13 protein-coding genes are annotated in these 14,373 nt (G+C 44.0%); 3 read left to right on the forward strand and 10 right to left on the reverse strand.

The genetic code is table 11. The annotated features are described in order from the left end of the window. Positions 1 to 12: 12 nt before the first annotated feature. From LC048_RS01290 to LC048_RS01315, 6 genes are all read right to left on the reverse strand, one after another. Positions 13 to 483, reverse strand: a complete 471-nt coding sequence (locus LC048_RS01290; RefSeq protein ID WP_226601712.1) for a hypothetical protein — start codon at positions 481 to 483, stop codon at positions 13 to 15. Between the two features lie 155 nt (positions 484 to 638). After that, positions 639 to 1,361 (reverse strand): ABC transporter ATP-binding protein, encoded by a 723-nt coding sequence (locus LC048_RS01295; protein WP_226601713.1) that lies wholly within the window; start codon positions 1,359 to 1,361, stop codon positions 639 to 641. After that, positions 1,358 to 2,056 carry an ABC transporter permease gene (locus LC048_RS01300; protein ID WP_226601714.1) on the reverse strand — a complete coding sequence of 233 codons (699 nt, stop codon included), beginning with the start codon at positions 2,054 to 2,056 and terminating at the stop codon, positions 1,358 to 1,360. The genes LC048_RS01295 and LC048_RS01300 overlap by 4 nt, the downstream gene beginning before the upstream one ends. 62 nt (positions 2,057 to 2,118) lie before the next feature. Next, the gene (locus LC048_RS01305; protein ID WP_306049234.1) at positions 2,119 to 2,985 is read right to left on the reverse strand and encodes an ABC transporter substrate-binding protein; all 867 of its coding nucleotides are present in this window, start codon (positions 2,983 to 2,985) and stop codon (positions 2,119 to 2,121) included. 4 nt (positions 2,986 to 2,989) lie between these two features. Beyond that, positions 2,990 to 3,910 carry a helix-turn-helix transcriptional regulator gene (locus LC048_RS01310; RefSeq protein WP_226601716.1) on the reverse strand — a complete coding sequence of 307 codons (921 nt, stop codon included), beginning with the start codon at positions 3,908 to 3,910 and terminating at the stop codon, positions 2,990 to 2,992. 720 nt (positions 3,911 to 4,630) lie between these two features. Beyond that, positions 4,631 to 5,413 (reverse strand): undecaprenyl-diphosphate phosphatase, encoded by a 783-nt coding sequence (locus LC048_RS01315; protein WP_226601717.1) that lies wholly within the window; start codon positions 5,411 to 5,413, stop codon positions 4,631 to 4,633. A gap of 562 nt (positions 5,414 to 5,975) precedes the next feature. Here LC048_RS01315 and LC048_RS01320 point away from each other — a divergent pair. Beyond that, positions 5,976 to 7,151, forward strand: a complete 1,176-nt coding sequence (locus tag LC048_RS01320) for an FtsW/RodA/SpoVE family cell cycle protein (protein ID WP_306049236.1) — start codon at positions 5,976 to 5,978, stop codon at positions 7,149 to 7,151. Positions 7,152 to 7,190: 39 nt separating this feature from the next. On the opposite strand, the gene LC048_RS01325 is transcribed toward LC048_RS01320, so the two are convergent. From LC048_RS01325 to LC048_RS01340, 4 genes are all read right to left on the reverse strand, one after another. Then, positions 7,191 to 8,258 carry a Ger(x)C family spore germination protein gene (locus LC048_RS01325; RefSeq protein ID WP_226601719.1) on the reverse strand — a complete coding sequence of 356 codons (1,068 nt, stop codon included), beginning with the start codon at positions 8,256 to 8,258 and terminating at the stop codon, positions 7,191 to 7,193. Then, positions 8,248 to 9,345, reverse strand: coding sequence for a GerAB/ArcD/ProY family transporter (locus LC048_RS01330; protein WP_306049238.1), 1,098 nt, complete (start codon positions 9,343 to 9,345; stop codon positions 8,248 to 8,250). The genes LC048_RS01325 and LC048_RS01330 overlap by 11 nt, the downstream gene beginning before the upstream one ends. A 22-nt stretch (positions 9,346 to 9,367) precedes the next feature. Then, positions 9,368 to 10,912 carry a spore germination protein gene (locus LC048_RS01335; protein WP_371931975.1) on the reverse strand — a complete coding sequence of 515 codons (1,545 nt, stop codon included), beginning with the start codon at positions 10,910 to 10,912 and terminating at the stop codon, positions 9,368 to 9,370. A 209-nt stretch (positions 10,913 to 11,121) separates the two neighbouring features. After that, on the reverse strand, positions 11,122 to 12,087 hold the full coding sequence (locus LC048_RS01340) for an ABC transporter substrate-binding protein (RefSeq protein ID WP_226601721.1): 966 nt from the start codon (positions 12,085 to 12,087) through the stop codon (positions 11,122 to 11,124). Between the two features lie 219 nt (positions 12,088 to 12,306). Between LC048_RS01340 and LC048_RS01345 the strand changes: the two genes are divergently transcribed. Both LC048_RS01345 and LC048_RS01350 read left to right on the forward strand, forming a co-directional pair. After that, positions 12,307 to 13,311 carry a FecCD family ABC transporter permease gene (locus LC048_RS01345; RefSeq protein WP_226601722.1) on the forward strand — a complete coding sequence of 335 codons (1,005 nt, stop codon included), beginning with the start codon at positions 12,307 to 12,309 and terminating at the stop codon, positions 13,309 to 13,311. Continuing rightward, positions 13,308 to 14,363: a FecCD family ABC transporter permease gene (locus LC048_RS01350; protein WP_306049241.1), complete on the forward strand. Its 1,056-nt coding sequence runs from the start codon at positions 13,308 to 13,310 to the stop codon at positions 14,361 to 14,363. Before LC048_RS01345 ends, LC048_RS01350 begins: the two co-directional genes overlap by 4 nt. Positions 14,364 to 14,373 lie beyond the last annotated feature (10 nt).

Below are 14,373 nucleotides of genomic sequence, written 5' to 3' on the forward strand. Positions count from 1 at the left end.
CTTAATTTAGCTTCACACTGGCAGGAACCCAGTGCTGACTGAATGAATATTCTTCAAAAGCCAGTCTCTATTCGCTTCCATCTTAACCTTTTCAGCAGTTTCAAGCGCGAGACTTATATACTGTTCCTGATTGGCAGCGTCTCTTGACAGGGCATATGCACGTGCGAGGGCTTCATAAGCAAAACCTAGGTCAAATTCGCCAAGATCATGCTCCAGACAAAGTTTCTCTGATTTCCTCGCATGATGGATGGCAGCCTCGCTTCTCCCAAGTATCGCATACACTCTTGAAATCTGCCATTCCCCGCGGGCAAAGTTCAGAGGCGTGCCGACGATGCTCCAATGATAGCGAGAAGCCATTGCTGCATAAAGCATGGTATCATCATCACTCTCCGTCCGAACCTGTTTTTCGATCAGATCCCAAGTCAGGTTGAACAAGTCAATCGCCATTTGTTTATGAGTTGTAAAATCCAAATTCATTTCCATGTTAGCAGACTCCTTTGAAGGTTTTATAAAGTAGTAATTAGACAAAAGAGAGCAATTTCCTTTTTATAAAAAAACAGCACGATGCAAAAAGCCGATTGAAAAGGATGTTCCAGCGAGAAAAAAACAGCATGGCTTTTTTGCCATGCTGTTTGCAACTAATTGAGAAGACTTTTCCATTCATTTATAAAAGTGGAAGCAGATGCGTTGGGGGATGACAACACTTCCTCTGTGGGACCGGTCTGTTTAAGCTTGCCATCCATCAGGATCGCCAGCGTTCCGGCAAGGTATTTCAATTCCATAAGATCATGGCTGACAAAGACGGTCGTCGTATTCGTCTGCTGTATGATCGTCCTAATGTCCTTCAATAGCTGCACCTTGGTGGGGAAGTCAAGGGCAGAGAAAGGTTCATCGAGGAACAGGACTTCAGGCTCGAGCACCATCGCCCTCGCAAGGTTGACACGCTGAGCCTCGCCGCCGGATAGATGGGCGGCATGTTTTTTTGTAAGATGGCTGATTTGGAATTTATCGAGCCAATAGGCGACCTTCTGTTTGACCTCTTGTCGAGGCAGCTTGCGAAGCTTTAAGCCGACCGCGACGTTTTGGAAGACTGTAGTATCAAGGAGAAGCGGCTGCTGCATTGCGACTGCAAATCTTCTGCGCATATCCAGTGTCAATTCGTTCGTTATGTCCTTGCCACTCAGAAAAATCGATCCCTCAGCAGGCTTTTCCAGCAGAGCCAAAGCCTTGATGAATGTACTTTTTCCAGAGCCGTTCGGACCCATGATCCCGAGCACTTCACCCTCCTTAATCTCAAAATGGGGGATGGATAGAAGAATTTTTTTGCCGGCTCTCACTTCCAGGTTTTCAACAGTAATCATTGGCTTCGCTTCCTTTGCTGTAAATAAGTCAGGGTAAACGTAATGATGAAAGCCAGAGTCATCAGGATGAACGAAAGTGCCAGGGCGACATCGAAGTTGCCTTTTGATACTTCCATGACAATCGAGGTCGTCAGGATCCTTGTCTCGCCGCTGATATTGCCGCCGACCATCATGGCCGCACCGACTTCGGCAATGACCCGTCCGAACCCGGCGATGATGGCAGCAAGGATCGCTAGTTTTACCTCTTTCATCAAAATCCAGTAAAGCTGCAGCTTCGTCGCACCAAGCGCTTTCACCTGTAAAATCAACTTCGGATTGATCTGCTGGAATGCCGTACTTGTCAGCGCTGTAACAATCGGCAGCGATACCAATATCTGAGCCATGATGATCGCAGTCGGCGTGTAAAGCCAGGCAAGATCGCCAAGCGGGCCTGAACGCCACAGGAAAAGAGTGATCCACAGACCGGCGACCACAGGAGGGAGTCCCATGCCGATATTGACTACGGCATGGATGAACTTCCTGCCTGGAAAGCGGGCTAGTCCAAGGAACATCCCAGCCGGAATGCCGATCAATGTACTGATCAGGACAGCGGTAATCGAGACTCTCAATGTCAGCAAAGTAATCTCGATAATTTCCCGGTTTCCCGATAAGATCATCTCTATCGCTTTTTTCAATCCTTCTAGTAAAAGTTCCATGCGCAATCAGGCTTTCTATCTTAATTTTATCTGTATAGTAAAATTATACATTACTAACTATGCTATTCGAATAAGAAAAATAGAGCCTCACCATACTCATCCATGCCGAATTCCTTGATGATGTTCTTTGTTTCACCTGCAATCATGAATTCAACGAATGCTTTCGCACCATCTGCATTCACTTTTTCATGCTTTCCGTCGTTTACCTGCATAACATGGTATATATTCAGCAAGCTTTCATCGCCTTCTACCAAAATCTCAGTATCAGGCATGTTCTTTTTTTGTGCGAGGTAGGTAGCTCTGTCTGTCAAAGTATAGCCCTTTTTCTCGGAAGCAATCTTGAGGGTTGCACCCATGCCCTGTCCAGACTCAATATAGGCATCGCCCAATGATTTGGGATCAAGGGAAGATTTCTTCCAAAGCTCTAGTTCTTTTTTATGAGTACCAGAATCGTCACCGCGGGACACGAATGAAGCCTTCGATTCGGTGATTTTCGCCAATGCCTCAGGAACAGATAATCCTTTTATTTCAGCTGGGTCTTCAGCAGGACCAACTACAATGAAGTCATTGTACATGACCTTTTGGCGATTAATCGCATCACCGCTTTTCACCAATTCCTCTTCCGCTGCAGGAGCGTGGACAAGAAGGACATCGGCTTCACCGCGTGTTCCCATTTCAAGTGCTTGGCCAGTTCCGACCGCAATCGTTTTTACATTGTAGTTATTGTTTTTTTCAAATTCCGGTATTAATACATCAAGCAATCCGCTATCCTGTGTGCTGGTAGTCGTCGCAAGGATTAAATCCGTTGGTTTTTCTTTTGACGCTTTTTCTGGTTCCTTGACCGTTGAATCAGATGAAGAATCTGAACAACCGGTCACAAGAGCTAACAAAAATACAAGTAAGATAGAAAGTAATTTTTTCAGTTTCATTGTTTTATGCCTCCGACAAGTGATTTCCGTAAATGATTTTCCCGAATTCCTCAGCATCATAGCCGTCAAGGTCTGCAATGCTGTCCTTGAAATTGGTAAGCTGAATCAGATCAATCAAATGGTGGAGAGCTTCTTTGTTTCCGGGAGTCCAGCGGAATACAAGATCAAATTGTTCCTTCGTCAGCGGGATGAAATCGAGTCCAAGCTGGCTTGCTGCACATCTAATTCCAAAAGCGGCGTCAGCTGTTCCTCTGCTGATATGGGCCCCCGCGCCAAGGTGTGTCCATTCTTCATTTTCATAACCCTTCACTGCCACGGGCTCAAGCTTTTCACTCGCCAGAAAGGAATCGAGCAGGAAGCGGGTTCCGGCTCCTTTTTGCCGATTGATGATCATGACATCACTTCTTGCCAGGTCTTTGACTCCGGTGATGTTCTTTGGATTGCCTTTTGCCACGATCAAGCCCTGATCCCGGGAAGCAAGTCTCATCACCGTAATCGGTTCATGAACAAACAGCTGGCGGATGAAGGGAAGATTGTATTGCTGCGATGCTGGGTCGAGCAAGTGGACGGCAGCGATATCGGCACTGCCTCGGTAAAGCATCATCAATCCTTCAAGACTGCCGATATAGGAGGGAGTGACGGAAAGTCCTGTTCCTTCAGAGGCTATGTATTTTACTAGCTGTTCGACAAGGAAATCGTGACTGCCTGCCAGCTGTAACGAATGCTGTGCTGCCGTCTTTGATTCCTGTGATTTTATCGGGTTTGCGGACATGCTAGCTTTAAATCTTTCAAACTCGCTTTCTTCGATCCGCATTTTATTGCCGACCTTAAAAGCTGCAAGATCGCCACGCTTTATCATCTCATAGACAGTATTCTTGGAGATTTTCAGCATGGAAGCGATTTCATCTGGAGTGTAGATTTGCAATGTATTACCTCCTTTTCATCCTAAACTAAATATAATAGAATATTTAGTAGATGGATATACATTTTGTTTGGTTTTGTTATGTTTTGTTTAGTTTCGTCACGTTTTAATCATAAAACGTTCACAATTGTAGCTGGAGGCGCTTGTTTTTTTCCAAATATAACCTTCACATAATACTCCGGGCAGTATTATATATTTCTTATAGATACCATGGTAAACTAAGCATTAGACAGAATTGATGTAGAAAGGAACAGGGAGAATGCGAATTTCAGATAAAGCGCGCGACATTTTAAAAGAAATTCTCGCCGAGCGCAAAGCAGAAGGTATCCGCGTCTACTTCGGCGGCTTTGGCTGAGGAGGCCCGCAGATTGGGCTGGCTCTGGAGGAGCCGGAAGAAGATGATCATGTAGTTGTAATCAATGAAATCCAGGTCGCTATCGAATCCAATATTGTGGACTATACTCAGGGCATGGCACTTGAGTATGACGAGTACCGTGAAGGTCTGGTCCTTATGGGCGGAGACGGCGGCTGCTGATAGAATGGAAAAGGCACACCATTTCATGCGAATGGTGTGCTTTTTTTGTTTGATAGTAGATTGAACTGGAAAAAATCAGCTTAAATTTCCAATTCGCTATAAAAATTGGATTTTCGCTATAAAAATGAGAAAATCGCTATAAAAACGAAAAAATCGCTATAAAATCCAGATTTTCGCTATAAAAAATTTTAGAACTGCCCTGCATGCTGAAAATACAGCACAACAAGCCCCATTATCCACACATAAATCGCAAAAGGCTTCAAAGAGTGATTTTTTAAATAGCCAATCATCCATTTTACTGCGATATAACCGAAAATTCCTGTTGAAATGATGCCAATCAACAATGCCTGAATTGAAATCGTCTCACTGCCGCCGCTGAAAAGGTCTTTTCCCTGCAGAAAAATTGCACCAAGAATCGCTGGTGTCGACAGCAGGAAGGAGAAGTAGGCCGCTGTCTCGCGATCAAGCTTCCGCCAAAGCGCCGCGACAATCGTCAAGCCGGATCGGGAAATCGCTGGAAAAATTGCCGCCGCCTGGAAACTTCCTATTACAAGTGCGTCCGTATAACTGATATCGTCCATCTTTTTGCGCCCATTTTTTATAGAATCGGCGAACCACATCAATGTCCCAGTAATCAGAAATTCCCAGCCAATCGTCACACCGGTCTTGGAGATCTCATCAAAGTAATCCTCAAACAGCAAGCCGACAACGACAGCCGGCAGCGTACCGACGACAAGGAGAAAGGTCAGCTTCCCAAATGGATTTTTTAGAATTTTGATGAATTCATATCTATAAAACACAAACACCGCCAGCAGCGTACCTACATGAAGCATCGTGTCCAGCAGCAGGCCGGCCTCTTCAAGACCGAATAAATTCCTGCCCAGATAAAGATGACCGGTACTGCTGATCGGCAAAAACTCAGTCAGGCCCTGGATAATACCAAGGATGAAAGCTTCAATTTTTGATAGCATACAGAATCCCCACTTTTTCAAAGACTTTGTCCCTTACAAAGCTATGAAACAAGTCCCATCTCTATGCACGCAAAATTAACAGCAGCCTCTATGACAGAAACTCCGGGAGGGAACCTGTGCGTCATCAGGGTTATGATGGACACAAATCTGGGGAACAGCAGGAAACCTGTCCGTCATCAAGGTGATGACGGACATAAATCTAGGAAAAGCAGGAAACCTGTGCGTCATCACGTCCATCACATACACAAATCCCCAAGAAAGCAGCCAAACTGTCCGACATTCTAATTGGTTGATCAGCGACCACAATAAAAGAGTAAAACAAATAATTAACCAAGCAATCCAAAAAGGAAGCAACACCCATTTCCCTGCGTCAAATTTCCTGAATAAAATGTTTCCAGTATGTAATAATAACCATTTCATAGTCATAAGTTGTGATTTATTGTCGAAAAAAATATAATGAAGTATTGAACAGTTCTTCAATTAAGGCTCGAGTCTATGCCTGTTAAAATAGCTTACTTAATTCTCAGTTGGAAATTGTCTTCATTTTAAAAGGGGAATAAAAATGACTTCGAATCAAAAAACGAATTCCCGGCTCGACTATGGGCTGGTGACGATATTGATCCTATTGTTTCTTTCAAGCTGCATCGCCATTTACAGCGCCCAGACGACGGGGCAATATGGCTCTGAAAACTTTTTGGTAAAGCAAATAATCTGGTACATAATCGGCACTGGCATCATTACCGCTGTCATCACACTTGATTCCGATCAGCTGCAAAAACTGAGCTGGTACGCATATGGTTTTGGATTGGTCCTACTGTCTGGGCTTATCGTTGCTCCGTCAACCATTGCTCCTGTCATCAATGGTGCGAAAAGCTGGTACAGAGTGCCGGCTATGGGTACCCTGCAGCCTTCGGAATTGGTGAAGGTGTTCATCATCCTGGCGCTTGCGAGGGTGATTGTCGACCATCATCAGAAATATCGGCTGAAAAGCATGCAAACGGACTTCTGGCTCTTGATTAAAATTGGTTTTGTCACGATGATTCCGCTCCTGCTCGTCATGCAGCAGCCTGACCTTGGTACTTCGCTCGTTTATATTGCAATCATGCTTGGAATGATCTTTATTTCGGGTATTACCTGGAAGCTGCTTGTGCCCATTTTCGGGACAGGGTTTACATTGATTTCGGTCATATTCTATTTTGTTATTTGGAAACCAGAAATACTGGAAAAGTATCTGGGAGTAAAGGAATATCAATTCGGAAGGATCTATTCCTGGCTTGACCCATATAATTACCAGAGCACAACCGGCTTCCAGCTGACAAGGTCTTTGTTGACCATTGGTTCAGGTGAAACAGTGGGGAAGGGGTATGGAACAAGGGAAGTGTACCTGCCTGAGAGTCACACTGACTTCATTTTCAGTATCATCGGCGAAGAATTCGGCTTCGTTGGAGCAAGTATCATCGTAAGCTTATTTTTCCTACTGATTTACCAAATTACAAAAATCGGAATGGAAACAAAAAATGATTTTTATACCTATATTTGTGTTGGTGTCATCAGCATGATCACCTTCCATGTATTCCAGAATATCGGCATGACCATAGGCCTGCTGCCAATCACAGGTATCCCTCTGCCGTTCATCAGTTATGGGGGAAGCTCGCTCATGGGAAATATGCTGGCAGTAAGCCTGATTTTCTCGATACGGTACCATTATAAGAAATACATGTTCTCAACCACTGCATAAAAGTGAAAGAGGGTGTCCATTTGGACACCCTCTTTCACTTTATTCGACAATCCCTACCTCAGTGATTACCATATCTGTTTTAACATGGACGGTTAAATTTTCATATTCATCTTCCCATCTTTTAAAATCAAATCCTCTTGTTCTGGATTTGATGAATTGGCCAAATCCGACTGGATCAATCCCCTTTTCCTGAAAGTCGTGTATCATTGCCGCTGCTTCCTTGTTGACTTGATTTTCGAATTCTTTTTCAATCTTCTTTATGATTTCAGGGGTCACAATGTCTCCGGTATACTCACGGATAAGCGCTTCGATTTTGAGTTCGACATCCACAACGTATGGTTCCCGTTTAATAAGTTTGAACTTATTTTTTGAACTCAGATCTTTTACCACGACTTGCTCTTCGTCAACATCAAGCTTAAAAGATCCTTCGCTGTATTTATCGGTTAGGAGCTTTAAGAAGAACATCTTATCGGCAGGTAGTTCACCTACCAATTTGTCGTCCTTGAAAAGAGCGATCCCGGCAATGTCTATTACTTCAGGTTCCTCTTTTCTCAGAATTGGCAGAATCGGATCTTTCCCCTTCTGGTATAAATCGAATAGAAAGAGGTGCATATTTGTGTTGGGCAAATTCCGGTCTTCGGTATTGTGCTTAATCAATTGTGATAAATGGATGGCATTTCCTCTGTTTCCGTATGTTCCGGATAAGATTTCTTTAGCCTTGTCATCTGCTACCGTGAAATAAACTCTTGCTCCTATACTCGGGTCACGTTCGAGAGCATCAGTGAATTCCTTGATTCCCTTGCTAGCGATTTCCTCGCCAAATAGAGCAATTTCCAGGGAGCCTGTCACGAGCGGCTGAGCTGATCTACGCTGAATTTCCTGAACTAATTCCCGGCTAGTGTCAGCGGTGGCAGAAAAGGTGAAATTGCCGATTTTCTTGTCGGGATTAAAAATAGGGATCATGATAGTTCCTTCAATTACATCATTTTCTTTCTGGTCATAGCCTATTCCCATTTCGATGTTAACATCATCAATAATTTCCTTTTCAACACATCCTGTAAGCAGCAAGGAGAAAACCGGGATAAGCAAATATCTTCTATTTATCATTTTTATTTTTCACCTTCTTAGCAATCATCGTTGCAATAAATAAAAAAGGGATATAGACGAAGGTCACACTGAATCCAATTCGTGCGACCCAGTCATTCAGTAAATTTATCTTTGCTCTTGTATCTAAAAAAGGAATGGCGATTAAGCAGATGAGTGCTAGGGCAATCACACCTTTTTTTTGCTGCAGCTTATAGGATCTTTTTAAAATCATACTGGCACCCCAGAGCGCGATACAAATATTCGGGAGGATAATCAGATTCCAGTTTGCAATTCCGATATATTCAAAGCGTTCAACAAAGGGCATGCTGACGATTTTCCACATTTCAAGAGTGGACCAAATGGATTTGGCGAGTTGAGCTTCTGAAAAATAAGTGAAAGTAATAATCGCCAGTATGGTATAAATAATGGTCGTTATAAAAACACCTAAATGGGCCCATTTTTGTGATTTAGGTGCGTCTTTAATAAATGGATAGAAAAATAGCGGTATTTCAAAACCTATATATGTCAGGGACATATTGAAAGCACTGATAGTCATATCTTTTAAGGAATGGTCAAGTATCGGCAGCAAATTGCTGAAATCTGCAAACTTGAGTGCAAAACCAAAGGTCAGGAGCAGATAGCTCGGTAGGACGATGCAGAAAAAAGCTATACCAGTTACGGTCCGGAAACCTCCAAAAACGATATAAATCGAGAGAATCAAAAAGACAAGACTGTACCAGAAAGGACTGATCTCAGGGAACATCCATACTTGGACAACTTCGAGATAGGTCCTTAAAACAGCCAATGCAAAAATCAGCAGATAGACGACGAAAACAGTGCTTAGGAGATTGCCGATTTTTTTGCCGAATACATAGGTATTGGCTGCCACGACATCTCCTTCAACTGTCCCGCAAATTTTATAGATCATCCAAACGATGATATGGATGCTTAAGCCAGCAGCAAGAACTGAAATCCATGCATCATAGCCCGCATTCTTCGCGATGATCCGCTGGTAGCCAAGGACGCCGATGCCAATCTGCATCGACATGATCAGGTAGAGAACGAGAAATGGTGATACTTGCAATCTTTCAGGTATTGGCTGCTGCATGTTTTTTCAAAACCTCCAATGCTCACTCATCGATGTCCTTTTTTTCCTTTGCCTTTTTTTCACTGAAGCGGACTGGATTTTCAGTTCTCAAGTATTGTGGCCGATTATACTGCATTGTAAAAGGCAAGCGAATAATCGCATCTTTGAAATCTGTTATCCTTGGAGGATACAAAGGTTCAAGGAAAGGCCTTCCCAATGATGTCAGTCTAAGCAGATGGGTGAGGAGAAACGAGAAGGCAACGACGATTCCAAGCATCCCCCAAAGCTCTGCGAAGAATAGGAACGGGAACCGCAACAGCCTGATGGTATTACCCATCCGGTAAACTGGCGTAGTGAAAGACGCCAGAGCTGCCAATGCGACAATGATGAGCAGGACGTTACTTGTCAGGCCTGCTTCAACGGAAGCTGTCCCGATTACGATTCCGCCCACGATACCAATCGTCTGGCCGACCTTTGTCGGAAGGCGGGCTCCGGCCTCACGCAATAGCTCGATCGTCAGTTCAAGGAACAATGCTTCAAGAATGGGAGGGAGCGGGATCTCCCTCCTTGATGTAATCAACGTACTTAACAGATCCTGTGGAATCAATTCATAGTGATAGGACAGGGCTGCCACATAAATTGGCGTAATCAAAATCGAGAACGCAACGGCGAATAGTCGCACCAAACGGAAAAAGGAAGATAGTAAATAATTTAGGAAATAATCTTCAAAAGACCCGAAAAATTCAACCAGGGTCGTTGGACCAATCAATGCGTGAGGGGAACCATCTACAAGGATAGCGATTTTACCTTCTGCAAGTATTGCTGCAATACGGTCCGGTCTTTCTGTATCAAGTAGCTGCGGAAAGGGAGAATTCTGGTTATCCGATATCAATTGGACGATATAGGAGCTATCCGTGATTTCATCGAACTCAATATCTTTGATTCGCTGTACTACAGTATTGACGTTTTCCTTATTCGTAATTCCATCAATATACAGGACAGCCACCCCTGATTTGGAAATCGAACCTACCGTGTAATTCTCAATGATCAGTTCTTTCACAGGGACCCTTTTGCGGATCATATTGAGGTTATGGTCCATAGACTCAACGAAAGATTCCTTTGGTCCGATAACACTGAATTCAACCTCAGGCTGTGCAACGTTTCTGACAACTTGTTTTTGGGCTGCAACAAAGGCGAAATACTTTTCTTCACCCTCAAGCGTCAGGAGTACATATCCGTTAAATAATTTCGTTTCAATATCCTCATTGTGGTCTGATACCTGGACATCAGCAATGGGGATCAGGCTTTTAACATCTTCGATTTTGGTTAAATCGCCTTCCAGCAGATAGGGCAGGGCGTTGTTTTGAAGAATGCTTTCATCTATTAGAGTTGACATAAAAGAGAAGCAGAACTTTTTTCCTGATTTTTGATTCACGTAAAAAGTCTTTTTAAAATCATGTGACTTTAAAAGCGCTTTTTCCCATTCGTGTTCATTGAGATATTGCTCTGGCTTTTGTCCCTCTGTATCTTGACGGGCCGCTTCTTTCTCAATTTCTTGCATTAGCTTTTTCTTGAATGGATGTCTCATTGATAATCTCCGCCAATCTTGATTTACGCTTATCATTTCCGAAAATGGGAGGATTATGAAACTCTTTTGGAATTTTTGTCATAAGTGGATGAAGATCAAAAAGGGGGGAAGCGGGGTAAATACAACAGCCCCCGCAAATCAACATTTGCGAGGGCTGCCTATTCTATATATGGGAATGGGGATTAGTTAAATAAAATCTTGGGGGGATTTTATTTCAACAAATGTTTTTCAAGATCATCTAGCATTAAATTAGCAGCTTTTACGCCGCCAGCTGTATTCCAGATTGCATCACTTACTTTGTAGACTTCACCTTTTTTCGCTACCTCAAGATTTTGGAATAGCGGATCCTCGATCCATTCCTTTTCAACTTCAGTCGCTTTTCCATCACCTTCATCATATGTGAAGTAGAAGAGTACATCTCCGTCCATAGCCGGAATTCTTTCCTTGGTCACGCCTTTTTCAGCAAAGTCTTCTTTATCCTGGCTTTCAGGACGAGCCATTCCGATTTGCTCGAGGATGACGCCTGAGAATGAATCCTTGTGGTAAATACGAACGTCACCAGCCATGAAGCGAACCATGGAAACTTCCGTATTTACTTTATCACCGAGTTTTTCTTTAAGATCTTCTATTCGCTGATCATAAGCAGCAAGTACTTCCTTGCCCTTTTCTTCTTTGTTTACAGCTTTTGAGTAAAGTTCAAAGTTGTTTTTCCAGTTTCCGCGAAGATCTTCAGCGAAAACCGTTGGGGCGATAGCTTTAAGCTGCTCATAAATATCTTCCTGGCGCATTTTGTTGCCGATAATCAAGTCAGGCTGAAGCGCGGCAATGGCTTCGACATTCACCTGGCTCTCGACACCGACCACCTGGACATCCTTCATGTCTTCAGCGATATGGTCATACCATGGATCGCCAGTCCACGATTGGACAGCACCAACAGGAGTAACGCCCAGCGCAAGCAAAGCTTCCGTTCCTTCGTTTGTTAAAATCACGACTTTTTCTGGTGTTTTTTCTAATGTAGTAGAACCCATGGCATGTTCAACAGTGTAGCTCGTTTCTTCTTTTTCTTTTGGTTGTTCAGCTGTTTCCTTTTCCTTATCCTCATTACCTCCGCATGCTGCCAAAAGCAGGACTGTGAAGATCGTAATAAGACTCAGCAATAATTTTGAAGCTTTCATATGTATTTCCTCCTAGAATGTGATTGATAATCATTTTCAATTACTGCTCCTTTATGATAAAATCTAAAGGGAGACCTTGTCAATAACTAATTGATAATGATTTTCATAATCATTGACGATTTTGTGAACTTTCCAATGAACTAATGAAAACGAATCTCATATCACTTAAAGTTAAATAACAATATTAACAACTTCCTTAAAAAAGAAAGGTAAATTGAAATGCTGCTGAAGACTAATGAACAAAGATTGGGCGGATTATTGATTTCCACCCTATTAATTTTATTCTTAATATGCGCTAGTATCGTTTACGGTTATACGGATACTTCATGGAAAACTGCCTATGATGCTTTCATGAATTATGACGGTTCAAATGAACATATTATTATTCAATCCGTTCGCCTTCCGCGGGCATTGATTGCTGCTGCAGTCGGTGCAAGTCTGGCGATTGCGGGTGTGCTGATGCAGACACTGACGAAAAACCCACTTGCTTCACCTGGTATCTTTGGCGTGAATGCGGGGGCTGGTTTCGCGGTAGTAGTGGCAGTGACGATTTTTTCAGTCGGCAGCCTCCAGGCGTTTACATGGATTTCCTTTTTGGGTGCGGCATTGGCGGCAATCAGTGTCTATGTGATTGGCTCTGCAGGCCGTGAAGGATTGACCCCGATGAAATTGACGCTTGCAGGCGCGGCGATGACCGCGATGTTTTCTTCGTTCACCCAGGGCTTGCTCGTACTGGATGAGGCTGCTTTAGAGCAGGTTCTGTACTGGCTCGCTGGCTCTGTACAGGGGCGCAAGCTGGAGACTCTCATTGGAGTCCTCCCATATTTAGCGATTGGCTGGATTGCAGCTGTTTTGATTTCTTCTAAAATGAACATCTTGTCAATGGGCGAGGATGTAGCAAAGGGCCTAGGCTTGAATACTGGGTTTGTCAAGCTTGGCACTGGTGTTATTATTGTTCTCTTATCGGGAGGGGCTGTTGCTGTTGCTGGTCCCATTGGTTTTATCGGGATTGTAATCCCGCATTTGACGAGGGCTGTGGTTGGCATTGACCACCGCTGGGTCATTCCTTTCTCAGCGATTTTTGGAGGGATGCTGTTATTGGCAGCGGATATCGCTGCCCGCTATGTGCTAATGCCGCAGGAAATCCCTGTCGGAGTCATGACGGCGCTGATCGGAACTCCATTTTTCATCTATATTGCGAGAAAGGGGTTCAATGGAAAATGAGCCAGTACAAAAGCTTAAGACTTTTTAAGGATAAAATCTCTTTTTTGATTGATAAAAAAGCTGCACTGATTTTTCTGGGTCTGCTGGTTACCGCATTTGCCGTGTTTGTCATCAGTACCGGCCTGGGCGATATGGATATAAGCCCAATAAGCGTCCTTGCTGTGTTTTTTGGCGGGGGAAGCGATATGGAGAGATTGGTTGTGCAATCGTTCCGTCTTCCGAGAATTATCGTTGCTCTGATGGTAGGAATCAGTTTGGCTGTCGCCGGTGGACTTCTCCAGGGAATGATTCGGAACCCGCTTGCTTCACCTGATATTTTGGGCATCACCGGTGGAGCATCGGTAGCGGTTGTAGGGTTTTTAGCTATTTTCAGTGATGATAATAACGCTTTGACAGTAAGTATAGAATGGATGCCTGTTGCCGCATTCGCGGGCGCCGCAATCGTAGCATTCCTGGTTTATTTTCTTTCCTGGAAAAATGGAGTTTCGCCTGTACGGCTCGTACTGATTGGAATCGGGATTTCTGCCATGATGCAGGCTTTGACTACACTGATGATGATCATGGGGCCAATTTACCGGGCCAGCCAGGCGAATATCTGGATTACGGGTACAGTCTATGGCTCGACATGGGGAAATGTAGCGGTGCTCGTACCGTGGACAGTCATTATGCTCTTGATTGCCTTTATCTTTGCCAGGAATGTGAATGTACAGGAATTAGGGGAAGATATAGCCACTGGGGTCGGTGGACATGTCCAGCGTCAGCGGTTTGCGCTTTTGCTGGTCAGCACTGCGCTCATAGCCAGCTCGGTTGCTTTTGCAGGCGGCATTGGTTTTGTTGGGCTGATGGCTCCGCATATGACCAGGAGGATGGTTGGTTCAGCATTCGGTGCGCTTTTGCCAGTATCGGCTTTGATCGGCGGAATCCTTGTCATGCTTGCTGATTTGATCGGGCGGACCATGTTTTCTCCATTAGAAGTCCCGGCTGGCGTTTTCACCGCAGGGATCGGAGCTCCGTATTTTGTCTACCTGCTATTCAAGACTAGAAATACTTAAGTTGAAGAGA

It is taken from the genome of Mesobacillus subterraneus (assembly GCF_020524355.2).
Classification (GTDB): Bacteria; Bacillota; Bacilli; order Bacillales; family Cytobacillaceae; genus Mesobacillus; species Mesobacillus subterraneus_C.